The sequence below is a fragment of the Micromonospora sp. GCM10011541 genome (assembly GCF_042650725.1).
Lineage (GTDB): Bacteria > Actinomycetota > Actinomycetes > Mycobacteriales > Micromonosporaceae > Micromonospora > Micromonospora sicca.
The window spans coordinates 896,262-918,320 of record NZ_JBHSBP010000049.1 but is presented as its reverse complement, the minus strand read 5'-3'; the positions used below and the strand labels follow the sequence as shown (position 1 = coordinate 918,320).

The window sequence follows — 22,059 nt, the reverse complement described above, 5'->3', positions numbered from 1 at the left end:
GCGGAATCAGCTTCGAGCTGTCCGGCTTGTCGGCCTGCACCGCCACGGCGGCGGGCTTGGCGGCGACGGGGCCGGTGTCGGCGTGCGCGGCGATCGGACCGGCGAACACACCACCGGTGAAAGCCAGACCAGCAATACCCAGCACGCTCTTACGCAGCATCGTGTTCACGACAAAGCTCCTTAGGGGGTCGGCGCACACCCGGTGGGGGCCGGGACATGCGCAAGCACCGTCAGGCGCTCAAAAGAGTGCAAGGGGGAAAGTCTCTGCCCGGTGCCAGCCGCGGGGCGGGGGCCTCTTCACGGCGCCGGGACCATGTGTAACGACCGCCGGCCCGCCATCATTCCGGGGCCCGTCCGACCCGGTCGAGCGGGCCAGGTACTCGGTCGTACGCGAGATGTAACGACCCCGGGCCGGCCACGATTCCGGGCTGAGGATGCCGCCGGTCACACCCGGAAACCGGACATCCCGCCCAGACAGCCTCCGACGAAGGCGGCCAGGACCGGACGAGCGACACCAGATCGCCGAACCGGCGGTATCCGCGCCCACCGGACACCGCCACATCGCCGACACCGAGTCGATCACGCGCACAGCGCACGAGCCGCCCGGCTGCCGGCGAAACCTCGTACCGGGAAACGTCCCACGCCCGACCCGGCACTCACGGGCGGACCGGAGAGAAGCTGTCAGGCGGCGGGCCAGTCCTGGGAGGCCAGACGCGGCGAGACCGCCCCGGGTGGGGCGGCCTCGAGCCAGGAGAGGAAGCCGGTGACCGTGGACCGTGCCATTGCGATCTCCACCGGCGCATGGTTGCTGGTACAGCGGAGGATCACCCAGTCGGCGGGCATGGAGAGGCGTTCCTGCCCCTCCGGGAGCCGGCGACGTTCCACGGCCAGCCCTTTGCGGGAGAGCACCCGCTTGGGGCGCAACGCGAAGCTGAACATCCGGTACCACCGCAGCTGGTCACCGGCGAACCGGCCGAAGCCGGGTGACCAGCCCCGACCGTCCAGCATGGTGGAGACCCGGACGCTGAGCCGGATGATGCCTCCGCTACGGGTGAACAGGGCCCGCCGGATGAAGAGGATCAGGAGTGCGGCGAGCACGACCGCGACGCCGATTCCGATCCCTTCCACGATCTCCATCGGCGGGTCGGCTCAGCGGGCCGGAGTGGCGGGGGTGGCGCTCTCGGCGAGGACGGTGACGCCCTCGCCGGTCACGGAGAGAAAGCCGCCGGCGACGTCGTACGCGACCTGCTGGCCACCGGCCTGCTTGATGCGGACCTGGCTGGGCTCCGCGAGCTGACCGAGCAGCGGCGCGTGGCCCGGAAGCACACCCAGCTCACCCTCGGTCGTCCGGGCGACGACCATCTCGGCCTCGCCGGACCAGACCTTCTCCTCGACGGCTACGAGCTCGACGTGAAGCTGCTGTGCCACGCTGTCTCCTTGCTGCGGCGGCGGATTGCCGAAAGTCTAGTCGCGCCCCCGAGGGCCACCCAACGCGGGTGGCGAGAGCTGCGCCACGGGCGGCGCGCGGTGCCACGCGAGCGTGCCCCGGCGTGCGCCGGGGCCCGCTCGCGCTCACGTTAACTGTTCTTCTGCTTGAATTCGGGGTGCTCCAGCATGAAGGCGTCCACCTGCTCGGTGCGGATGGCGGTGAAGAAGTCCTGCGCCGCGGGCAGCAGCTGTTCTCCCTTGTACGCCGAACCGGTGCCGATGCCCCCGCCGGGCAGCTTGATGGTCTCGATCGAGTCCGACCGGACGTTCTTCAGGGCCAGCGCGAAGTCGACCACGCTGTTGCCCCGGCCGTTGAAGATGAGCGACTGGCCGGCGGCCCGGATGACCCGGTCCAGCTTGATCGGGTTGGTCACCACGTCGGCGCTGAAAGCCTGGCTGACCATCGCCTTGATGAACTGCTGCTGGTGCCGCTGCCGGCCGTAGTCGGCGTCCGGCACACCGTTCTTCGGGTAGCGCTGCCGGACGTAGTCCAGCGCCTGCCAGCCGTCGAGATGCGCGTTGCCCTTCTTGTACTCGGCCTGCGGGCCGAGGTAGCCCCCGCCGCCCGGCTTGAGCTGGCGTGCCTTGCCGTCCGGCTTCAGGTGCTCGGACTTCACGTCCCGCTCGATGTACATGTCGACGCCGCCCATCGCGTCGACGATCTTCTTGAAGCCGGTGAAGTTGATGATCGCGCCGGCGTCGAAGCGCTCGATCCCGGTGACCTGCTGCACGGTCGTTGCGAGCAGCTCGAAGCCGCGCGCGGCGTCCGGGTTCTGGCCCGGGACCCGGCTGCCGAACGACATGGCGGCGTTCAGCTTGTCGGTCTTTCCGGCGAAGTTCGCCTTGGGGAACGCGGGGATGTCGACCCGCAGGTCCCGGGGCAGCGAGAAGAGGTAGCCCCGGTCCATCCCGGCCGGTACGTGCAGGATCATGATCGAGTCAGCCAGCGGCGGCGTCTCCGGGTTGCGGGGATCGATGCCCACCAGCAAGATGTTCAGCGGGCCCTTGATGTTGCTCTTGCGCTCCTGGGCCCCCGCCGCCTGGTCGCCGAAGAGGTCGCCCTTGCCGACCGCGCCCTCGTAGCGCGACAGCAGCGCCTCGTAGCCCACCAGCACGGCGCCGCTGAGCATCATGAGGACCACGCCGAAGACGGTGCAGACGCGGGCCCACCGGGGCACGCCCCGCCAGAAGGACCGCTTGCCGCCGTCCGAGCCGGCCTTACCCACGAGCATCTCCAATCGTCACGCCCACGACTGGAAGACGGGCGCACGGGACTGTTTCGTTGCAGAGATCCACGCCCAGAAGGTGAGCGTCGTGCCACGAACGGTACCCCGCGTTCCAGCGAACCGCTTGCCCCGGAAGCGGACATCTGCTATTGCCGGCCCCGAACGGAGAGAGGCCACCCCGGCTGACGCCGGGGTGGCCTCCATTGGGTGTGACCGAGGTCTAACCCTCCATCAGCTCCTTGGCCTTGGCCTCGAGGTCCTCGAGACCGCCGCACATGAAGAACGCCTGCTCGGGGAAGTGGTCGTACTCGCCCTCGCTGATCTTCTTGAACGCCTCGATGGTCTCGGCGATCGGGACCGTCGAGCCCGGTACGCCGGTGAACTGCTCGGCGGCGTAGGTGTTCTGCGACAGGAAGCGCTCGATCCGCCGGGCCCGGCCCACGGTGATCTTGTCTTCCTCGGAGAGCTCCTCGATACCGAGGATGGCGATGATGTCCTGCAGGTCCTTGTAGCGCTGCAGGATCCGCTTCACCTCGGTGGCCACCGCGAAGTGCTCGGCGCCGACGAACTCCGCGGCGAGGATCCGGGACGAGGACGCCAGCGGGTCCACGGCCGGGTAGATGCCCTTGTCGGAGATCGACCGCTCCAGGTTGGTGGTCGCGTCCAGGTGGGCGAACGTGGTGGCCGGCGCCGGGTCGGTGTAGTCGTCGGCGGGCACGTAGATCGCCTGCATCGAGGTGATGGCCTGGCCCCGGACGGAGGTGATCCGCTCCTGGAGCTCGCCCATCTCGTCGGCCAGGGTCGGCTGGTAACCCACGGCGCTCGGCATGCGGCCGAGCAGCGTGGAGACCTCGGAACCTGCCTGGGTGAAGCGGAAGATGTTGTCGATGAAGAGCAGCACCTCCTGCTTCTTCACGTCGCGGAAGTACTCCGCCATGGTCAGCGCGGACAGCGCCACCCGCAGCCGGGTGCCCGGCGGCTCGTCCATCTGGCCGTAGACCAGCGCCGTCTTGTCGATGACGCCGGACTCGGTCATCTCGGCGATGAGGTCGTTGCCCTCGCGGGTGCGCTCACCCACCCCGGCGAAGACCGAGGTACCACCGAAGTTCCGGGCGACCCGGGTGATCATCTCCTGGATGAGCACCGTCTTGCCCACGCCGGCGCCGCCGAACAGGCCGATCTTGCCACCCTTGACGTACGGGGCGAGCAGGTCGATGACCTTGATGCCGGTCTCCAGCATCTCGGTCTTCGGCTCCAGGTCCGCGAAGGCCGGGGCCTTGCGGTGGATCTGCCAGTGGTCGTCCGGGGTGAGCGTCTCGCCCTCGGTCAGGTTGAGCACCTCACCGATCGCGTTGAACACGTGGCCCTTGACCGCGTCGCCCACCGGCACGGTGATCGGCGAGCCGGTGTCGCGCACCTCGGTGCCGCGGACCAGGCCGTCGGTCGGCTGCATCGAGATGGCGCGGACCATGTTGTCACCCAGGTGCTGGGCGACCTCCAGGGTCAGCCTCTTCTCACCGCCGGAGAGCGTCACGTTCACGTGCAGGGCGTTGAACAGGGCCGGCATGGCGTCGCGCGGGAACTCGGCGTCGACGACCGGGCCGATGACCCGGACCACGCGACCCGTGGCCGTCTTGGTCTCTACTGGGGCAGTCATCACACTTCACTTCCCGACGCGGCGAGCGCGTTCGCGCCGCCGACGATCTCGCTGATCTCCTGGGTGATCCCGGCCTGGCGGGCCGTGTTCATCTCACGCGTGTACTTCTCGATCATGTCTTCGGCGTTGTCGGTGGCGGCCTTCATCGCCCGCCGCCGGGCCGCCGACTCGCTGGCCGCCGACTCGATCAACGCCGCGTAGATCCGCGTGTTGATGTACTTCGGCAGCAGCGCGTCGAGCAGCGCGTCCGCCTCCGGCTCGAACTCGTACGCCGGCAGCAGCCCCTCCGACCGCGGACGGTCTTCGACCTGCATCGGGCCGATGATCTTCGCGACCGGCGTCTGGGTCATCAGGGAGTGGAACTCGGTGTAGACGATGTGCAGCTCGTCGATCCCGAGCACCCCGTCCGCCCCGGCCTGGCCGTCCACGTCGTCCGCGCCGGCCGAGAACGCCTTGATCAGCGTCTCGCCCACCTCGCGGGCGTCGGCGAAGGCCGGCTGCTCCGAGAAGCCCGTCCAGCTCGCCGCGATCTCCCGGTTGCGGAACCGGTAGAACGTGACGCCCTTGCGGCCGATGACATAGAGCACCGGCTCCTTGCCGTCGGCCTTCAGGCGGGCGATCAGCGACTCAGCCGTCTTGATCGCGTTGGAGCTGTAGCCGCCGGCCAGGCCCCGGTCGCTGGTGACCAGCAGGACGCCGGCCCGCCGCACCCGCTCACGCGGGGTGAGCAGCGGGTGGTCGATCCGCGCGTTGGACGCCAGCGCCGTGAGCACGCCGGTGATGGCCTGGGCGTACGGCAGGGACGCCTCCACCCGGGCCTGGGCCTTGGCGATCCGGCTCGTCGCCACGAGCTCCATCGCCTTGGTGATCTTCTTCATCGACTTCGCCGAGCGGATCCGTTGACGAAGAACGCGTACCTGGGCGGCCATGGATCAGCTCTCTGCCGGGCGGTCGGTCGTGCCGTCGCGGAAGCGGGTCACCGACTCGCGGTTCTCCTCGCCCGCCATCGGCTTCGCCGCGGGCTCGTTGATCCGCTGCTCGTCCTCCTTGCCCAGGAAGATCTGCTTGAACTCGGTGATGGCCGAGTCCAGCGAGCCGATGATGTCGTCGTCCCACTTGTTGTCGGCGATCGCCGCCAGGACGCCCTCGTGCTTGTGGCGCAGGTACTGGAGGAACTCCGACTCGAAGCGGCGGACCTCGCCCACCGGGATGTCGTCGAGCTTGCCCTCGGTGCCGGACCAGACGGAGACGACCTGCTCCTGCACCGGGTACGGCGAGTAGTTCGGCTGCTTGAGCAGCTCGACCAGGCGGGAGCCGCGCTCCAGCTGGGCCCGGGAGGCCTTGTCCAGGTCGGAGGCGAAGGCGGCGAACGCCTCCAGCTCGCGGAACTGGGCCAGGTTGAGCCGGAGCGAACCGGCGACCTTCTTCATCGGCTTCACCTGCGCGGCGCCACCGACCCGGGAGACCGAGGTGCCGACGTTGATGGCCGGCCGGACGCCCTGGTTGAACAGGTCGGTCTCGAGGAAGATCTGGCCGTCGGTGATCGAGATGACATTGGTCGGGATGAAGGCCGAGATGTCGTTGGCCTTCGTCTCGATGATCGGCAGACCGGTCATCGAGCCGCCGCCCAGCTCGTCGGAGAGCTTCGCGCAGCGCTCCAGCAGGCGGGAGTGCAGGTAGAAGACGTCACCCGGGTACGCCTCGCGGCCCGGCGGGCGACGCAGCAGCAGCGACACGGCGCGGTACGCCTCGGCCTGCTTGCTCAGGTCGTCGAAGACGATCAGGACGTGCTTGCCGCCGTACATCCAGTGCTGCCCGATGGACGAGCCGGTGTAGGGGGCGAGGTACTTGAAGCCGGCCGGGTCGGAGGCCGGGGAGGCGACGATGGTGGTGTACTCCATCGCGCCCGCCTCCTCCAGGATGCCCTTGATCGAGGCGATCGTGGAGGCCTTCTGGCCAATGGCGACATAGATGCAGCGGACCTGCTTCTTCGGGTCGCCGGAGCGCCAGTTGTCCCGCTGGTTGAGGATGGTGTCCAGGGCGACCGTGGTCTTACCGGTCTTGCGGTCACCGATGATCAGCTGCCGCTGGCCGCGACCGACCGGGGTCATGGCGTCGACCGCCTTGATACCGGTCTGCAGCGGCTCGTTGACGGACTGCCGGGCCATCACGTTCGGGGCCTGGAGTTCCAGCTCGCGGAAGCCCTCGCTCGAGATGTCGCCGAGGCCGTCGATCGGCTGGGCGAGGGAGTTGACCACGCGGCCCAGGAAGGCGTCGCCGACCGGCACGGAGAGCACCCGCTCGGTGCGCTTGACGCGCTGCCCCTCCTCGATCCCGCCGTAGTCACCGAGGACGACGACACCGATCTCCCGGACGTCGAGGTTCAGCGCCAGGCCGAGCGTGCCGTCCTCGAACTCCAGGAGCTCGTTGGTCATGGTCGAGGGGAGACCCTCGACGTGGGCGATGCCGTCGCCGGCGTCGGTGACGGTGCCGACCTCCTCGCGGGAGACGTCGGCCGTGTAGGAGGAGACGTAGCGCTCCAGGGCGCCGCGGATCTCCTCCGTCGAGATGGTCAGCTCGGCCATCCTCTGCTTCCTTAAATTTCAGGGGCCCGGGATACCTAGTACCGACCGGTCCGATGGCGTCGTATCAGGGCTGCGGAGACGCTGGTCAGCGCTTCGCGAGCGCGTTGCGGGTCTCGTTGAGGCGGCGCAGGACGGTGCCGTCGTACAGATCGGAGCCGACCCGCACGCTCACCCCACCGAGCACCTCGGGGTTCACCGTCTGCTTGACGGAAACCTCTCGACCGTACATCTCCGAGAGGCGGGCACCCAGGCGTCGCTCCTCCTCGTCACTCAACGGAGCCGCCACGGTCACGTACGCGACCTGACGGTCCCGCCGGTCGGCGGCCAGCTCGACCAGCCGGGTGAGCGCGCCGGTGAAGGAGCGTCCCCCGAACCCGCCGAGCGCGGCCTCGACGAGGCGGACGGTGACCGGGCGGGCCTGCCCGGCGAGCAGGTCACGGGCCAGGGTGGCCCGCCGCTCGACCGGGGCGATCGGGTCGGAGAGCGCGTTGGAGAGCGCCGACTGACCGGAGACGACCTGACCGAAGCGGAACAGCTCGTCCTCGACCTCGCCGAGGTCGCCGGCCTTGTCAGCGCTCGCGAGCAGCGCCTCGACGCCCAGCCGCTCGGTGCCGTCGAGCAGTTCCGACGGCGCGGACCAGCGGCCGGAGACGAGCGAGCCGAGCAGGTCCAGCGCCTCAGCGCCGATCTTGCCCCGCAGCATCTCGCCGAGCAGGCCGGAGCGGTCGGCACCGGACCGGGCCGGGTCGGAGAGCGCCCGGCGCAGCCGCGGCTCGCGCCGCAGCAGCGTCGCGACGGAGAGGATGTCGTCGGCGGTGGAGGCCACCGCCGACGGCTCCGCGCCGCGGGCGTACGCGTCGAGGCGCTCGGCCGCGATCTTGTACGACTCCCGGCTGGCGGCCTGCATCAGCGGGCCCCCGCGCTCTCGAGACCGCTCAGGAACCGGTCCACGGTGCCCTTGCGCCGCGCCTCGTCGGCGAGCGACTCGCCGACGATCTTGCTGGCCAGGTCCACCGCGATGGTGCCGACCTCGGTGCGCAGTTCGCGCACGATGGTGGCCCGCTCGGCGGCGAGCTGCTCCTTGCCGGCCGCGATGATCCGGTCGGACTCTTCCCGCGCCTTGGCGAGGATGTCCTGGCGGATGCCCTCGGCGTCGGCCCGGGCGTCGTCCCGGATCTTGGCGGCGTCGGTACGCGCCTCGGCGAGCTGCGCCCGGTACTGCTCGAGCAGCTGGTTGGCCTCGGCCTGGGCGGCCTCGGCGCGCTTGATGCCGCCCTCGATCGCGTCGACCCGGGCCTGGAACGTCTGCTCCATGCGCGGGAAGACGAACTTCATCAGCACGAAGCAGAGCACGATGAAGGCGATCCCACCGACCACGACCTCCTGCCACAGCGGGATGATCGGGTTATGGGTCGTCTCACCACCCTCAGCGGCGAGGAAGAACATGGGAAAACCTCCCGGTCAGAGGGGCTGGATCAGGCGCCGGCCCAGATGAAGCCGAAGGCGATGCCAAGCAGCGCCAGGGCCTCGATGACGGCGAAGCCGATCCAGACGTACGGCAGGGTCATCCGGGACGACTCCGGCTGGCGGGCGGTCGACTGGATGTAGGCGGCGAAGACCAGGCCGACACCGATGCCCGGGCCGATGGCCGCGAGACCGTAGCCGATGGCGGCGGTGCTGCCCTCTACCGCGGCGTAGATGTCCATTAGTGGGTTCCTCCTGGTTATCACGCGTGACGGTCACGCGGGACGACAACTGTTGGTGCGAGAGTGGATCAGTGTTCCTCGGCGAGCGCGCCCTGCACGTAGCTGGCGGTCAGCACGGTGAAGACGTACGCCTGCAGGACGATCACCAGGAACTCGAGGAAGGTGAGCGCGATGGTCATCACCCAGGACAGCACCGAGACCGGTGCCAGCCAGGCGTTGGCGCTGAGCATCGCGAAGCCGCCGAGCGTGAAGACCAGCAGGAGCATGTGGCCGGCGAACATGTTCGCGAAGAGACGGACGGCCAGCGAGAACGGCCGGACCAGGAAGGTCGAGAAGAACTCGATCGGGATCAGCAGCGGCAGGATGTACCAGGGCGCCGGCGGGACGAGCGAGTTCCTGAAGTACTTGACGAAGCCGTGGTGCCGGATGCCGATGTAGTTGAACAGCACGTAGCTGATCACGGCGAGGAAGGCCGGGAAGGCGATGTGCGAGTTCGGCGAGATCTGGAAGAACGGGATGATCGCGAACGCGTTCGTCAGCAGGACGAAGCAGAACAGCGTGGTGAAGTACGGCGCGAATCGCACCCCCGCGTGCCCGATCATGTCGACCGCGATGTTGTTCCGCACGAAGCCGTAGATCGACTCGGCGAACCACTGCTTCTTCGTCGGCACCAGCTGCGGCTTCCGGTAGCTGGCCAGGAAGAAGATGATCAGGACGCCGACGGCGATCCAGACCATGGCTGTGACCTTGGTGAACCAGTACGTGTCGTGCGCACCCCAGGGCAGGATGCTGGGCAGGTAGAAGTCCTCCACTTTGGGTGGGAATTCCGCCTGGCCCGCTGCCAGGACGTTCGCCTGTCCGAACACCGCGTCCCTTCCTAAGTAGGCGTGCCGAGTCGGCGGACGACCAGGATGATTCCCCCGGCCATGCCGAGCACGACGCCGATACCGGTGGCGATGCCGCCGGAGTCGAGCCACTGGTCGACCAGCCAGCCGATGAAACCCCAGACGAGCATGCCCCCGATGAGGTACGAGAGCGCGGTCCAACCCTGGCCGGCACCGGACGGAACGTCGCCTGTGCCGCCAGTGCTGGGGGGTTTCTGGTCACCGGCCATGACGGGGCGAACGATATCAGTCGAGTGGACGAGGCTGTGCCTCACCCCCCGCACAACCAAGTTGTGTGGGACACGGGCGGGCGAAGTCGTCTGGAGGCACGCTACTCCCCTCTGGCCACTGAGAGAATGACCGATCGCGGACACACCGGCGTGCCGTCCGAAAGCTGGGACTGTGGTGGCCGGCGACCGCGTCGCTCAGTTGTGGACGCGGCGGGCGTGCACCGTGGTCAGCCACCAGATGTGCACGCCGGTCCAGACCGTCACCCCGGCGGCGATGCCCAGGCAGAGCGGGATCAGCCCCGACCAGCCGGTCGACGCCACCCCGATCATCACCGCGCCGAGCAGGGTGAACTTCGCCGCGTAGAGACCCAGCCCGAAGGGCAGCACGAGCTGCGGGTCGCGGGCGTCGGCCCAGGCCAGCACGACCGTGGTGAGGGTGTAGCTGACCGCGGTGACGGCCACCCCGGCCGCCGCGCCCAGCGCGGCGTCCGCCCCGCCGGTCACCCCGCCGACCACCGCGGCGAGCGCGCCCAGCACCGCCGAGGCGATCAGCAGCACCGGCAGGTGGCGCAACCGCCAGCCGCGGTCCGCGGCCGCCTCCGCCGCGCGCGCCCCGGGCTCAGCCACGGGGGTACGCCGGGAAGGCGGCGACCAGCTCGGCCACCTCGGCGGCGATCCGGGTCAGCTCGTCGGCGCCGCCCGGAGCGGCCGGGTCGGTGCGCACCGCACGGGCGATCAGCGCGGCCACCTGCCGCATCTCCCCCTCGCGCATGCCCTGGGTGGTGACGCTCGGCGTGCCCACCCGCAGGCCCGAGGCGACCATCGGCGGCTGCGGGTCGTACGGGATCGCGTTCTTGTTCAGGGTGATCGCCGCGGCGTCGCAGCGCGCCTCCGCCTCGGCGCCCGTCACCCCGACCTCGCGCAGGTCGATCAGGGCCAGGTGGGTGTCGGTGCCGCCGGAGACCGGGCGCATCCCCTCGGCGGCCAGGCCGCCGGCGAGCGCCTGGGCGTTGCTCACCACCTGGGAGGCGTACGCCCGGAACTCGGGCTGGGCGGCCTCGCGCAGGGCGACGGCCTTGGCCGCGACGGCGTGCATCAGCGGGCCGCCCTGGGTGAACGGGAAGACCGCCTTGTCGATCCGGGGCGCCAGCGACTCCCGGCAGAGGATCATGCCGCCGCGCGGGCCGCGCAGCACCTTGTGGGTGGTGCAGCAGACGACATCGGCGTACGGCACCGGCGACGGGACGGCCCGCCCGGCGACCAGCCCGATGAAGTGCGCGGCGTCCACCATCAGGTACGCGTCGACCTCGTCGGCGATCTCCCGGAACCGGGCGAAGTCGATCAGCCGGGGATAGGCGGTGGCCCCGCAGATGATCATCTTCGGGCGGTGCGCGCGGGCGAGGTCACGCACCTCGTCGTAGTCGATCAGCTCGGTGTCCGGCCGGACCGTGTAGCCGACGGGGTGGTACCACTTGCCGGAGAAGTTCACCCGGCTGCCGTGCGTGAGGTGCCCGCCGTGCGGCAGATCCATCGCCAGGACGGTGTCCCCCGGCTGCACCAGCGCCGCGTACGCGGCCAGGTTGGCGCTGGCGCCGGAGTGCGGCTGGAGGTTGGCGTGCTCCGCGCCGAAGAGTTCCTTCGCCCGGGCGATGCCGATCTCCTCGGCCCGGTCCACCTCGGCGCAGCCGCCGTAGTAGCGCCGGCCCGGGTAGCCCTCCGCGTACTTGTTGGTCAGCGTCGAGCCGAGCGCGGCGAGCACCGCCGGGGAGGTCAGGTTCTCGCTGGCGATCAGCTGCAGGCCGCCGCGCAGCCGCTCCAGCTCACCCAGCACCACCCCGGCGATCTCCGGGTCGACGGCGCTGAGCTGCTGGAAGTCCGGGCCCCAGAAGGTGTCCCTCGCGTTGTCCACAGCGAAGGAGTCTATGGGGCCGCACACTGGGAGTCGTGAGATGCCTCGTCACCGGAGCAACGGGTTACCTCGGCGGGCGACTCGCGCCCCGCCTGCTGGCCGAGGGGCACACCGTACGCTGCCTGGCCCGCAAGGCCGGCCGGCTGCGCGACGTGCCGTGGGCGTCCCGGGCCGAGATCGCCGAGGGGGACCTGCGCAAACCGGAGACGCTGCCGGCCGCGTTCGAGGGCGTGGACGTGGCGTACTACCTGGTGCACTCGCTCGGCCAGGCCGGCTTCGAGGCCGCCGACCGGGAGGCGGCGACGCACTTCGCCGAGGCGGCCCGCGCGGCCGGCGTACGGCGGATCGTCTACCTGGGCGGCCCGGAACCGGCCGCGGGCCAGGCGGTCCCGTCGCCGCACCTGCGGTCCCGGGCCGAGGTGGCGCGGATCCTGCTGGCCAGCGGGGTGCCCACGGCGGTGCTCCGGGCCGCGGTCATCATCGGGTCCGGCTCGGCCTCGTTCGAGATGCTGCGCTACCTGACCGAGCGGCTGCCCGCGATGGTCACCCCGCGCTGGGTGCGCAACCGGATCCAGCCGATCGCGGTCCGCGACGCGCTGCGCTACCTGGTCGGCTGCGCGGAGCTGCCGCCCGAGGTGAACCGGGCCTTCGACATCGGCGGCCCGGACGTGCTGACCTTCCAGGACATGATGCAGCGGTACGCGCGGGTGGCCGGGCTGCGCCGGCGGCTCGTGCTGCCGGTGCGGGCGCTGACGCCCTCGCTCTCCTCGCACTGGGTCGGCTGGGTCACCCCGGTGCCGAACTCGATCGCCCGCCCGCTGGTGGAGAGCCTGATCCAGGAGGCGGTCACCCGCGAGCACGACATCGCCCGGTACGTCCCAGACCCGCCAGGCGGGCTGACCGGCTTCGACCAGGCGGTCGCCCTCGCCCTGGCCAAGGTACGCGACGCCGAGGTGGAGACCCGCTGGTCGACCGCGAGCGGGCCGGACGCACCGGCCGAGCCGCTGCCCACCGACCCGCAGTGGTCCGGCGGCACGGTCTACACCGACATGCGGGACCGGACGGTCAGCGCCTCGCCGGCCGCGCTCTGGCGGGTCATCGAGGGGGTCGGCGGTGAGCACGGCTGGTACTCGTTCCCGCTCGCCTGGTCCGTTCGGGGCTGGCTGGACCGGCTGGTCGGCGGGGTGGGGCTGCGCCGGGGCCGGCGCGACCCGCATCGCCTCCAGGTCGGCGAGGCGCTGGACTTCTGGCGGGTCGAGGAGATCGTCCCCGGCGAGCTGCTCCGGCTGCGCGCCGAGATGCGGCTGCCCGGCCGGGCCTGGCTGGAGATGCGCGCCGAGCCGGCTGGTGACGGTCAGAGCCGGTACGTCCAGCGCGCCGTCTTCCTCCCCCGCGGCCTGGCCGGCCACGCGTACTGGGCCTCGGTCGCCCCGTTCCACGCGATCGTCTTCGGCGGCATGGCCCGCAACATCGCCCGCGGCAGCGAACACCTCCCCACCTGACCCCGCCCCACCCTCCCCCGCCTTCCCGCGATCTTGCAGTTGGGGCCCGCGATTCGCGCCTTCTGCCCGATTCGCCGGGGCGCCAAGTGCAAGATCGGCGGGGTGGGGCGGGGGCGTGGGGTGGGGTGGGGGTTAGTTGCCGGTGCGGGGGGCGGTGACGCGGTAGGCGGTGGTTTCGTTGGGGGGGACGAAGTCGAGGACCGGCTGGTTGCGGAGGGCGTACGCGAGGAGGCGGCCCACGGCGGCGATCTGCCGGGCCTGCACGCCGCCGCCGACCGCGTCCCGGGTGTCGTCCGGGTTGGCGGCGATGGTGGCGACCGCGAGCTGCGGGGTGAAGGCCACCACCGTCTCCGTGGCGTTCCCGTCCGAGCTGCCGGTCTTGCCGGCCAGCGGCCGGCGCAGCCCGGGCTGGAGTTCCTCGGCGGTGCCGCCGTCGCAGCGCCGGTACATCGACTGGTCGCCGACCGGGCAGCGGGCCGCGTCCGCCGCCGCGCGGGCCACCTCGGTGTCGAGCACCTGCCGGCAGTCCGGATCCCCGGCGGCCACCTTCCGGCCGGTGCTGTCGCTGATCGAGGTGATCGGCGTCGGCGCGCACCAGGTCCCCTCGGCCGCCACCGTGGCGTACGCGTTGGCCAGGTCGAGCGGGGTGGTGGCGGCGACGCCGAGGGTGAACGGTCCCCACTGCTTCGCGCCGTAGCGGGCCAGCGCCTCGTCGTCCTTGGCGCGCAGCACGATGCCGAGCCGCTCGGCCATTTCCACCACCCGGTCGGCGCCCACCTTCTCGGTCAGCCAGGCGAAGTAGGTGTTCACCGAGCGGCCGAAGGCGCTCCACATGGTGTGGTCGCCGTCCATCCAGTCCGGGTTGGCGTTGCTCGGGCACCAGTGGCCCCCGCAGCTGGCCGTACCGCCCTCGACCGAGTAGCCGGTGACGAGCCGGGACGGCGCGTCGAAGGTGGTGGCCAGCGGCAGCCCCGACTCCAGGGCGGCCAGCAGGGCGAAGAGCTTGAACGTCGAGCCGGCCTGGTAGCCGACGATGCCCCCGCCGCCGGCCACGAGCTGGTTGACGGTGTTCGGATGGTTCTGCTGGCCGCGCGGGTTGGCCGCCACGCTGAAGTGCCGGTTCACCGCCATGGCCAGCACCCGCCCGCTGCCCGGCTGGATCACCGCGGTCGGCGCGGCCCGCTTGTTGTCGACGGCGTAGACCTGCAGCACCTGCTCGTTGGCCTTGCGCTGCACGTCCGCGTCGAGCGAGGAGACGATCTTGAAGCCGCCGCGGCGCAGCGTCCGCTGTCGCTCGTCGGCGGAGCCGCCGAAGGCCGGCTGCGCCTTCCACCACTGGGTGAACCAGTCGCAGAAGAAGCCCCAGTCGTTGTGCTCGGCGGCCACGCCGGCGCAGTCGTTCGGCGTCGCGCTGGGTCGCAGGTTGAGCTGCTCACCCTTGGCCCGGGCGGCATCCGCGGCGGCGACCTGGCCGGTCTCCACCATCCGGTCCAGCACGTACGCCCGGCGGCCCAGCGCCGCGTCGGCGTCGCCGTTGATCGGGTCGTCGCTGTCCGGCGAGCGGACCAGGCCGGCGAGCAGCGCCGCCTGGGCCAGGTTCAGCTTCGCCGGCTCGGTCGAGAAGTAGCGCTTGCTGGCCGCCGCGATGCCGTACGCGCCGGCGCCGAAGTAGGCGATGTTCAGATACCGGCTGAGGATCTGGTCCTTGTCCAGCTCCCGCTCCAGGGCCAGCGCGTAGCGCATCTCCCGGATCTTGCGGCCGGCGCTGATCTCGGTGGCCTGGGCCCGCTGCTCCTCGGTCAGCCGCGGATCGTTCGCCAGCGCGTTGCGGACGTACTGCATGGTCAGCGTCGAGGCGCCCTGCCGGGTCCGGCCGTCCCGGCTGTTGACGGTGAGGGCCCGGACCACGCCGCGGACGTCGACGCCGTGGTGCTGGTAGAACCGGATGTCCTCGGCGGCCACGATGGCCTGCCGCATCACCAGGGCCACCTCGGCCACCGGCACGTCCACCCGGTCCTCCACGTAGAAGGAGGTGATCAGGGTACGCCCGTCGCTGGCGTACAGGTTGGACCGCTGGGCCGGCTGCGGCGTACGCAGCGACTCGGGCAGCTCCGAGTAGGGCACGAGCCCCGCGAAGCCGAGCCCGAACACCAGCGCGACCGGCAGCGCGGCGGCCGCCAGGGCCAGCCCGGCGAGCACGCCGGCGAGCAGGACAGTGAACAACTTGTCGAGATGGGCCCGGTTCATCAGCTCTCCCCGCAGGAGCCGGCCACGTTCGGACCCGTTCAGGATGACCGGAAACAGCGGTCACGCCGCCCGCTTCCCCCGAAACACGCAGAAATTTCGCGGAGAAGGATGAAGGTGGACAGAAACCCCAGCGCTCAGGGGCCGGAGGGCTCAGGGCAGCAGCGCGGCGGCCAGCGGGTGGACCGTCTCCTCGATCTCGTCGGCGACCCGGCTGAAGCACTGGTCACCGCGACCCCACGGGTCGTCGAGGTCGTCGGCGGGCAGTGCGGAGGCCCCCTGCCGGGCCGAGTCAGCGGCCGCCACCAGGGCTACCCCGCGGGCGTACACGGCATCCGGGGTCGCCTCGACCGGCGGCAGCCCCGCGGCGTCCACGGCGGCCAGCAGCCGCCCGAACTCGCCCAGCACGAAGGTGCGCGCCGCCGCGTCCGGACGCAGCGCCACCACGTACTCCTGCTGGTCGGCGGTGGCGGTGAGGACCAGGTCGGCCGCGTCGATGAGGTCGGACCGCAACTTACGGGCGGCGAACCCGTCCACGTCACCGCCGCGCGACACCACCTGCCGGGCCGCCGGCGGATTCATCTCCTCGCCCGCGTGCCAGCCCCCGGTGCCGGCGCTGTGGCTGTGCAGCAGCTCGTCCGAGCGGGCCGGGTCGACCCCGAGCCGGCCCAGCCGCTCCCGCACGGCGAGCAGCAGCAGCCGTTCGGCCATCGGAGAACGGCAGATGTTGCCCATGCAGACGTGCAGGACCGTGAACGGCGGCACTCAGACCCCCCGCTCGTCGAGGATGTCCGGCACCACGTCGCGCAGCTTCTCCAACGGGACCGCGCCCTGCCGCAGTACCCGGGGCACCTCGCCGGTGAGGTCGACGATGGTGCTCGGCACCGGGTCCGGGGCGGGCCCGGCCTCCAGGTAGGCGCGGACCGTGTAGGCGAGCTGGTCCCGCGCCTCCTCGGCGGTGACCGCCGCCGGCTGGCCGACCTTGTTGGCCGACGCCACCGCCATCGGTCCGGTCTCCCGCAGCACCTCCAGCGCCACCGGGTGCAGCGGCATCCGCACCGCCACCGTGCCGCTGGCGTCGCCCAGGTCCCAGGACAGGCTCGGCGAGTGCTCCACCACGATGGTCAGCGCCCCCGGCCAGAACGCCTCGACCAGTTCGCGCGCCGAGCGGGGCAGCGAGAACACCAGGCCGTCGAGGGTGTGCCGCGACCCGATCAGCACCGGCGGCGCCTGCCGCGAGCCGCCCTTGGCGTCCGCGAGCGCCTTCACCGCGTACGGGGTGAAGGCGTCGGCGCCGATCCCGTAGACCGTATCGGTCGGCAGGACGACCAGTTCACCGTTCTTGACCGCCTCGATGGCAGCGGCGATGCCGCGGTCCCGGTCGGCGGGCGACCGACAGTCGTAGAGCATCACGAGGAGCCAGTCTGCCACGCCGGGCCGCCGGTGGCGTGCTGGCCGTCCGCCCGCCGGGACGCGGTGGCGAACCGGGGCCGGCCGACCAGGTCCCGGTGCTCCGCCACGGCGGTGAACCGGCCGTCCGCGGCGAGCAGTTCGGGCACCGCCCTGCCGTGGGTGTCGTCGTGCTCCACGCCGAGCACCCCGCCGGGGCGCAGCAGCTCGGCCGACCGGCCGATCACCGGCCGGATCACCGCCAGCCCGTCCGCCCCGCCGAAGACCGCCTCGTCCGGATCGTGCCCCGCCACCTCAGGCGGCACCGCCACCGAACGGGGCACGTACGGCGGGTTGCAGAGCAGCACGTCGACCCGGCCGACCAGCTCGTCCAGCAGCTCCGGGTCGGTCACGTCGGCGGCCACCACCTCGATCGGGGTGTCCCCCGTGGCGGCCCGGTCTGCGGCGTTGCGCCGCAGCCAGGCCAGCGCCGCCGGGGACCGCTCCACCGCCACCACCCGGGCGTCCGGCAGCTCCTGGGCGACGGAGAGAGCGATCGCGCCGGAGCCGCTGCACAGGTCGACCACCAGCGGCGCGTTCCGCGATCGCCCCTGCTCCACCCCCCAGCCGGCGAGCAGTTCGGTCTCCGGCCGGGGCACGAAGACGCCCGGGCCGACCGCCAGTTCCAGGTGCCGGAAACCGGCGACGCCGGTGAGGTGCTGCAACGGCTCCCGAGCCGCCCGCCGGCCGACCAGCGCGTCGAAGCGGGCGAGGTCGTCGGCGGTGAACCCGTCGGCCAGGGCCAGCCGGCCCCGGGGCACGTCCAGCACGTACGCGGCCAGCAGCTCGGCCTCCGCCCGGGGCGCCTCGACCCCCGCCTCGGCCAGCGCGCGGGCCGCCCGGGCGATCGCCAGTGAGGGCCGCTCGCGTTCTGTCCCTTTGGACGGGTGTTGCGGAAGGGAGGTCACGACATAATCATGAAGCGTCGCGGGTGGCATCACGAGCGGGTGCGTCCGGACGCACACCGACAGGGAGGTCTCGGGTGGGCTGGCTCGACCGGGTCGACGACCAGGTTGACGCCCTCAAGCACGCCCGGGCGTTGCAGGAGGCGAGCCGCTCGGCGGAGGCCTGCGCCCTCCTCGACCGGGTGATCCGCACCACCGCCGACCCGAACGCCCGGGCCGACGCCCTCGTCCAGCGCCTCTCCGCGCTGATCAATCTCGGTCGGACGGCGGAGTTCACCCGGGCCATCGAGGATGCCTCCAGCGCCACCCGCGACCTGGCCGAGCCGTACCTGCGCGGGCACCTCAACGCGCTGGCCGCGCTGGCCGCGCACCACCAGGGAGCGCTGGACCGCTGCGTCACCCACCTGGTCAAGGCCTCCCGCTGGCTGGGCACCGTCGACGACCCGGACCGGGACACCGCCTGGGGCTGGCACGACCTCGCGATGGCCTACTCCTACCTCAGCTTCCACGGCCATGCCCTCGGGGCGATCGAGCGGGCCCGCCAGGTCGGGCTGACCGCCGGCATCCCGGAGGAGACCTTCGCCGCCCCCGGCATCCGGCTGCGCAACGCGGTCGCGCTGGACCACAACGGGGACAGCGACGGCTGTCTGCGGGTGCTCCGGGACGTCGCCGGGGACCTCAACCGGTTCCTGCGCGCCGGGCGGGCCGGCAACCTGCGGCCGAGCAGCCTGGCCGCGTACGGCTACGCGGCGGCCCGCCGAGCCGCCCTCGGCGACCGGGTGGAGTCCGGCACGGACGCCGACCCGGCCCGGCTGCTCGGGCACGGCGGCGACAGCGCCCGGGCGCGGGACATGCGTCAGCTCGGCCAGGTCTGCCTGGCCGTCGCCGACGGACGGCCGATCGAGGCGGTGACCCGGCTGGAGGCCGCCCAGGTCTCCGCCGAGACGCTCGGCGCGGCCGAACCGGCCCGGCTGCGCAGCATCGCCCTGGCCCGGGCCGGCGACCACGCCGCCGCGCATCGGGCCGACCGGCACGCGTTCCGGCTGGCCGCGCAGCGCAACGACCGGCTGCGGGACGTCTACATCGACGGGATCGCGGCCCGGATCGACCACGAGGAGATGCGCCGGGAGGCGGCCCGGTACGAGGGCGAGGCGCTCACCGACCCGCTGACCGGGCTGCCCAACCGGCGCCGCCTCGAGCGGTACATCGGCGCGGTGGTGGCCCGGGGCGAGCGGGTGGTGATCGGCGTCTGCGACCTGGACGGCTTCAAGGCGGTCAACACCCGGCACGGCCACCACTCGGGTGACCTGGTCCTCCAGCGGATCGCCGGAGTGATCAACCGGGTGATGCGGCGCGGCGACTTCGTGGCCCGCTACGGCGGCGACGAGTTCGTGGTGGTGCTGGCCGGGGCCGGCATGTCGGAGGCCGCCGAGGTGGCCCGCCGGATCGACGCGGCGGTCCGCACCGAGGACTGGGAGTCCCTGGTGCCCGGCACTCCGGTCGGGGTGAGCATCGGCTTCGCCGAGGTGAGCGGCACCGGCGACGGCCTGCGGGAGGCCCTCGGCGCCGCCTTCGAACTGGCCGACCGGGAGATGCTCCGGGCCAAGTCCCGCCTCCGCGCCTCCTGACCCCGCGCTCGGCCGGGCCGGGCGGCGGGCGGGTGCTCAGCGGCGGGTCAGTTCGGTCTCCCCGGCCAGGCGGGCGGTCCGGTCGGCCTCCGTCAGGGCGTCGAGGACACCGTCCAGCTCACCGGCGAGGGCCAGGTCGAGGTTGTACGCGGTGTAGCCGATCCGGTGGTCGGTGATCCGGTTCTGCGGGAAGTTGTAGGTGCGAACCCGCTCCGAGCGGTCCACCGTCCGGACCTGCGCCTTACGGGCGTCCGAGGCGGCCGCGTCGGCCTGCTCCTGCGCCGCCGCGAGCAGCCGGGCACGCAGGATCCGCATCGCCTGCTCCCGGTTCTGCAGCTGGGACTTCTCGTTCTGGCAGGAGACCACGATCCCGGTCGGCACGTGGGTGATCCGGACCGCCGAGTCGGTGGTGTTGACCGACTGGCCGCCCGGCCCGGACGAGCGGAACACGTCGATCCGCAGGTCGTTCGGGCCGATGGTGACGTCCACGTCCTCGGCCTCCGGCAGCACCAGCACGCCGGCCGCGCTGGTGTGGATCCGGCCCTGCGACTCGGTGACCGGCACGCGCTGCACCCGGTGCACGCCGCCCTCCCACTTGAGCCGGGACCAGACGCCGTTGCCGCCCTCGGGCACGCCCTTGGTCTTGATCGCCAGCGAGACGTCCTTGACCCCGCCGAGGTCGGAGTCCTGCGCGTCGATCACCTCGGTGACCCAGCCGTGCCGCTCCGCGTAGCGGGTGTACATCCGCAGCAGGTCGCCGGCGAACAGGGCCGACTCCTCGCCGCCCTCGCCGGCCTTGATCTCCACGATCACGTCCTTGGCGTCGTGCGGGTCGCGCGGGATCAGCAGCTCCGCCAGCCGCTCCTCCAGCGCCGGCAGCGTCGCCGCGATCGACTCGGCCTCGGCGGCGAACGCCGGGTCCTCGGCGGCCAGCTCGCGGGCGGCGACCAGGTCGGCGCGGGCCTGCTCCAGCTCGCCGGCCGCCTTGTGCAGCGGGACGAGCTCGGCGTAGCGGCGGCCCACCCGCCGGGCGGTGCCCTGGTCGGCGTGGATGGCCGGGTCGGCGAGCCGCTTCTCCAGCTCGGCGTACTCGTCGAGGAGGGCGGCCAGGCGCTCACTGCTCATGCTGGGGGTGCTCCTTCGACGACAACCGGGCGGGATGGGTGGAAACTGACGGAAACGGACGAACGCCCGCGTCCGGCACGGAGCCGGACACGGGCGTCGTCGGAGAAGCTACTTGGCCTTCTTGGGCTGAACCTTGGCGTACTTCTGCTGGAACTTGGCGACCCGGCCGGCGGTGTCGAGAACGCGCTGCTTACCGGTGTAGAACGGGTGGCAGGCGCTGCAGGTCTCGACGTGGATGGCGCCGCCCTTGGCGGTGCTGCGGGTCGTGAAGGTGTTACCGCAGGAGCAGCTGACCTCGGTGGTCACGTACTCCGGGTGGGTGTTGGGCTTCATCTCGCCTCGGTCCTTTCGTGGGTGGTCGCCGGGTCGCCGTCGGTGTCCCCGTCGTACACGACGGGCTCGGGCGTGAACCGGAACCGGTGGCCGATTGACCAGTGTGCCATGGGCGTCGGCCGACCCGAGGAGCGGGCCGCACAGGTGGTCCGGCAGGGGTAACGCTCACCCTCCCGTACGCATTCCCGCCCCGCCCGTGGGCATTCGCCAGGTCGTACCGTCAGAACCCCGGCGCGGACCGGGACCGGACGAACCGGGGTGGAGGGCATGTTCCGTCTGATCGCGACCCGGGGCCTGCCGGCCTCCGGCAAGACGACCTTCGCCCGCCGGCTCCAGCCGGGTGTGGTCCGGGTCAACCGGGACGACCTGCGCCGGATGATGCACGGCGAGCGGCTCTTCACCCAGTGGGCGGAGGGGCAGGTCAGCAGGGCCCAGCGGGCCCAGGTGGAGGCGCTGCTGGCGGCCGGGGTGAGCGTCTGCGTGGACGACACCAACCTGCGGGCCCGGACCCTGCGGGACTGGGCGGAACTGGCCGAGCGGTTCGGCGCCACGTTCGAGGTGCACGACTTCACCGACGTCCCGCTGGAGGAGTGCCTGCGCCGGGACGCCGCGCGGCCGGAGGCCGACCGGGTCGGCGAGGCGGCGATCCGCCGGCTGCACGACCGCTACCTGGCCAACCGCCCGTTACCGTTACCGGTGCCGACGGCCCGTACGGGTCCGCCGGCCACGGTCCACCCGCCGCACCCCGAGCCGCCGGCGATCGTGCTGGTGGACATCGACGGCACGGTGGCGCTGAACGTCTCCCGCAGCCCGTACGACATGACCCGGGTGGGCGAGGACGCGCCGAACGAGGCGGTGATCGCGGCGGTGCGGGCGATGCACGCGGCCGGCCACGGGGTGGTCTTCTGCTCCGGTCGGGACGCCTCGGCCCGGGCCGACACCGAGGCCTGGCTGGCCCGGCACGTCGAGGTCCCCTATCTGGCGCTGCACCTGCGGGCGGTCGGCGACCACCGCAAGGACGCGATCGTCAAGCAGGAGATCTACGAACGGGAGATCCGGGACCGGTACCGGGTGGTGGGCGTCTTCGACGACCGGATGCAGGTGGTGCGGATGTGGCGCTCGCTCGGCCTGACCGTGTTCCAGGTCGCCGAGGGCGACTTCTGACCGGCCGGCCCGGGGCGCGTGACG

General features: G+C 71.8%; 22 protein-coding genes. 3 read left to right on the top strand and 19 right to left on the bottom strand.

The features are described 5' to 3' along the window. Positions 1 to 681: 681 nt before the first annotated feature. The 13 genes from ACFOYX_RS21525 to glyA form a co-directional block, all read right to left on the bottom strand. On the bottom strand, positions 682 to 1,137 hold the full coding sequence (locus ACFOYX_RS21525) for a DUF2550 domain-containing protein (protein WP_109800229.1): 456 nt from the start codon (positions 1,135 to 1,137) through the stop codon (positions 682 to 684). 12 nt (positions 1,138 to 1,149) lie between these two features. Further along, complete coding sequence (locus ACFOYX_RS21520; RefSeq protein WP_089012816.1) at positions 1,150 to 1,428, bottom strand: F0F1 ATP synthase subunit epsilon; 279 nt, start codon at positions 1,426 to 1,428, stop codon at positions 1,150 to 1,152. 149 nt (positions 1,429 to 1,577) lie between these two features. Beyond that, a complete protein-coding gene (locus ACFOYX_RS21515) occupies positions 1,578 to 2,720 on the bottom strand; it encodes an LCP family protein (RefSeq protein WP_322443699.1) in 1,143 nt (380 codons plus the stop codon). A gap of 214 nt (positions 2,721 to 2,934) precedes the next feature. Further along, positions 2,935 to 4,371: a F0F1 ATP synthase subunit beta gene (gene atpD, locus ACFOYX_RS21510; RefSeq protein ID WP_322443698.1), complete on the bottom strand. Its 1,437-nt coding sequence runs from the start codon at positions 4,369 to 4,371 to the stop codon at positions 2,935 to 2,937. Then, positions 4,371 to 5,300 carry a F0F1 ATP synthase subunit gamma gene (locus ACFOYX_RS21505; protein WP_322443697.1) on the bottom strand — a complete coding sequence of 310 codons (930 nt, stop codon included), beginning with the start codon at positions 5,298 to 5,300 and terminating at the stop codon, positions 4,371 to 4,373. The genes atpD and ACFOYX_RS21505 overlap by 1 nt, the downstream gene beginning before the upstream one ends. A 3-nt stretch (positions 5,301 to 5,303) precedes the next feature. Then, the gene (atpA, locus tag ACFOYX_RS21500) at positions 5,304 to 6,956 is read right to left on the bottom strand and encodes a F0F1 ATP synthase subunit alpha (RefSeq protein ID WP_322443696.1); all 1,653 of its coding nucleotides are present in this window, start codon (positions 6,954 to 6,956) and stop codon (positions 5,304 to 5,306) included. An 85-nt stretch (positions 6,957 to 7,041) separates the two neighbouring features. Further along, a complete protein-coding gene (locus tag ACFOYX_RS21495) occupies positions 7,042 to 7,863 on the bottom strand; it encodes a F0F1 ATP synthase subunit delta (RefSeq protein WP_322443695.1) in 822 nt (273 codons plus the stop codon). Continuing rightward, entirely contained in the window at positions 7,863 to 8,402 is a 540-nt protein-coding gene (locus ACFOYX_RS21490) for a F0F1 ATP synthase subunit B (protein ID WP_109800235.1), read from the bottom strand. The genes ACFOYX_RS21495 and ACFOYX_RS21490 overlap by 1 nt, the downstream gene beginning before the upstream one ends. Positions 8,403 to 8,431: 29 nt before the next feature. Further along, positions 8,432 to 8,662 (bottom strand): ATP synthase F0 subunit C, encoded by a 231-nt coding sequence (locus ACFOYX_RS21485; RefSeq protein ID WP_109800236.1) that lies wholly within the window; start codon positions 8,660 to 8,662, stop codon positions 8,432 to 8,434. A 68-nt stretch (positions 8,663 to 8,730) separates the two neighbouring features. Further along, positions 8,731 to 9,528: a F0F1 ATP synthase subunit A gene (gene atpB, locus ACFOYX_RS21480; RefSeq protein ID WP_322443694.1), complete on the bottom strand. Its 798-nt coding sequence runs from the start codon at positions 9,526 to 9,528 to the stop codon at positions 8,731 to 8,733. Positions 9,529 to 9,539: 11 nt separating this feature from the next. Next, entirely contained in the window at positions 9,540 to 9,776 is a 237-nt protein-coding gene (locus ACFOYX_RS21475) for an AtpZ/AtpI family protein (protein ID WP_109800244.1), read from the bottom strand. Between the two features lie 195 nt (positions 9,777 to 9,971). After that, positions 9,972 to 10,403: a hypothetical protein gene (locus ACFOYX_RS21470; protein WP_109800238.1), complete on the bottom strand. Its 432-nt coding sequence runs from the start codon at positions 10,401 to 10,403 to the stop codon at positions 9,972 to 9,974. After that, the gene (gene glyA, locus ACFOYX_RS21465) at positions 10,396 to 11,685 is read right to left on the bottom strand and encodes a serine hydroxymethyltransferase (protein ID WP_322443693.1); all 1,290 of its coding nucleotides are present in this window, start codon (positions 11,683 to 11,685) and stop codon (positions 10,396 to 10,398) included. Before glyA ends, ACFOYX_RS21470 begins: the two co-directional genes overlap by 8 nt. A 35-nt stretch (positions 11,686 to 11,720) precedes the next feature. Between glyA and ACFOYX_RS21460 the strand changes: the two genes are divergently transcribed. After that, positions 11,721 to 13,187 (top strand): SDR family oxidoreductase, encoded by a 1,467-nt coding sequence (locus tag ACFOYX_RS21460; RefSeq protein ID WP_322443692.1) that lies wholly within the window; start codon positions 11,721 to 11,723, stop codon positions 13,185 to 13,187. 132 nt (positions 13,188 to 13,319) lie between these two features. Here ACFOYX_RS21460 and ACFOYX_RS21455 read toward each other — a convergent pair whose 3' ends face one another. From ACFOYX_RS21455 to prmC, 4 genes are all read right to left on the bottom strand, one after another. Beyond that, positions 13,320 to 15,434, bottom strand: a complete 2,115-nt coding sequence (locus ACFOYX_RS21455; protein ID WP_322443691.1) for a transglycosylase domain-containing protein — start codon at positions 15,432 to 15,434, stop codon at positions 13,320 to 13,322. 150 nt (positions 15,435 to 15,584) lie between these two features. Continuing rightward, the gene (locus tag ACFOYX_RS21450; protein WP_322443690.1) at positions 15,585 to 16,196 is read right to left on the bottom strand and encodes a phosphotyrosine protein phosphatase; all 612 of its coding nucleotides are present in this window, start codon (positions 16,194 to 16,196) and stop codon (positions 15,585 to 15,587) included. Continuing rightward, complete coding sequence (locus ACFOYX_RS21445) at positions 16,197 to 16,841, bottom strand: L-threonylcarbamoyladenylate synthase (protein WP_109804949.1); 645 nt, start codon at positions 16,839 to 16,841, stop codon at positions 16,197 to 16,199. Further along, positions 16,841 to 17,818: a peptide chain release factor N(5)-glutamine methyltransferase gene (gene prmC / locus ACFOYX_RS21440; protein WP_377534265.1), complete on the bottom strand. Its 978-nt coding sequence runs from the start codon at positions 17,816 to 17,818 to the stop codon at positions 16,841 to 16,843. Before prmC ends, ACFOYX_RS21445 begins: the two co-directional genes overlap by 1 nt. Before the next feature lie 44 nt (positions 17,819 to 17,862). Here prmC and ACFOYX_RS21435 point away from each other — a divergent pair, with 44 nt between their 5' ends. Further along, a complete protein-coding gene (locus tag ACFOYX_RS21435) occupies positions 17,863 to 19,413 on the top strand; it encodes a GGDEF domain-containing protein (protein ID WP_322443688.1) in 1,551 nt (516 codons plus the stop codon). Positions 19,414 to 19,449: 36 nt separating this feature from the next. Here ACFOYX_RS21435 and prfA read toward each other — a convergent pair whose 3' ends face one another. Both prfA and rpmE read right to left on the bottom strand, forming a co-directional pair. Continuing rightward, positions 19,450 to 20,538 (bottom strand): peptide chain release factor 1, encoded by a 1,089-nt coding sequence (prfA, locus tag ACFOYX_RS21430; protein WP_109804940.1) that lies wholly within the window; start codon positions 20,536 to 20,538, stop codon positions 19,450 to 19,452. 108 nt (positions 20,539 to 20,646) lie between these two features. Further along, positions 20,647 to 20,871 carry a 50S ribosomal protein L31 gene (gene rpmE, locus ACFOYX_RS21425; protein ID WP_109804941.1) on the bottom strand — a complete coding sequence of 75 codons (225 nt, stop codon included), beginning with the start codon at positions 20,869 to 20,871 and terminating at the stop codon, positions 20,647 to 20,649. Positions 20,872 to 21,138: 267 nt separating this feature from the next. Here rpmE and ACFOYX_RS21420 point away from each other — a divergent pair, with 267 nt between their 5' ends. After that, the gene (locus tag ACFOYX_RS21420; protein ID WP_322443687.1) at positions 21,139 to 22,035 is read left to right on the top strand and encodes an AAA family ATPase; all 897 of its coding nucleotides are present in this window, start codon (positions 21,139 to 21,141) and stop codon (positions 22,033 to 22,035) included. The last annotated feature ends 24 nt before the right edge of the window (positions 22,036 to 22,059 follow it).

Excerpts from the sequence above, each read along its gene's own strand:
- ACFOYX_RS21525 (WP_109800229.1), bottom strand. The coding sequence starts at position 1,137 with ATGGAGATCGTGGAAGGGATCGGAATCGGCGTCGCGGTCGTGCTCGCC.
- ACFOYX_RS21515 (WP_322443699.1), bottom strand. The coding sequence starts at position 2,720 with ATGCTCGTGGGTAAGGCCGGCTCGGACGGCGGCAAGCGGTCCTTCTGG.
- atpD (WP_322443698.1), bottom strand. The coding sequence starts at position 4,371 with ATGACTGCCCCAGTAGAGACCAAGACGGCCACGGGTCGCGTGGTCCGG.
- ACFOYX_RS21505 (WP_322443697.1), bottom strand. The coding sequence starts at position 5,300 with ATGGCCGCCCAGGTACGCGTTCTTCGTCAACGGATCCGCTCGGCGAAG.
- atpA (WP_322443696.1), bottom strand. The coding sequence starts at position 6,956 with ATGGCCGAGCTGACCATCTCGACGGAGGAGATCCGCGGCGCCCTGGAG.
- ACFOYX_RS21495 (WP_322443695.1), bottom strand. The coding sequence starts at position 7,863 with ATGCAGGCCGCCAGCCGGGAGTCGTACAAGATCGCGGCCGAGCGCCTC.
- ACFOYX_RS21490 (WP_109800235.1), bottom strand. The coding sequence starts at position 8,402 with ATGTTCTTCCTCGCCGCTGAGGGTGGTGAGACGACCCATAACCCGATC.
- ACFOYX_RS21485 (WP_109800236.1), bottom strand. The coding sequence starts at position 8,662 with ATGGACATCTACGCCGCGGTAGAGGGCAGCACCGCCGCCATCGGCTAC.
- ACFOYX_RS21475 (WP_109800244.1), bottom strand. The coding sequence starts at position 9,776 with ATGGCCGGTGACCAGAAACCCCCCAGCACTGGCGGCACAGGCGACGTT.
- ACFOYX_RS21455 (WP_322443691.1), bottom strand. The coding sequence starts at position 15,434 with ATGAACCGGGCCCATCTCGACAAGTTGTTCACTGTCCTGCTCGCCGGC.
- ACFOYX_RS21445 (WP_109804949.1), bottom strand. The coding sequence starts at position 16,841 with ATGCTCTACGACTGTCGGTCGCCCGCCGACCGGGACCGCGGCATCGCC.
- prmC (WP_377534265.1), bottom strand. The coding sequence starts at position 17,818 with ATGCCACCCGCGACGCTTCATGATTATGTCGTGACCTCCCTTCCGCAA.
- prfA (WP_109804940.1), bottom strand. The coding sequence starts at position 20,538 with ATGAGCAGTGAGCGCCTGGCCGCCCTCCTCGACGAGTACGCCGAGCTG.
- rpmE (WP_109804941.1), bottom strand. The coding sequence starts at position 20,871 with ATGAAGCCCAACACCCACCCGGAGTACGTGACCACCGAGGTCAGCTGC.
- ACFOYX_RS21420 (WP_322443687.1), top strand. The coding sequence starts at position 21,139 with ATGTTCCGTCTGATCGCGACCCGGGGCCTGCCGGCCTCCGGCAAGACG.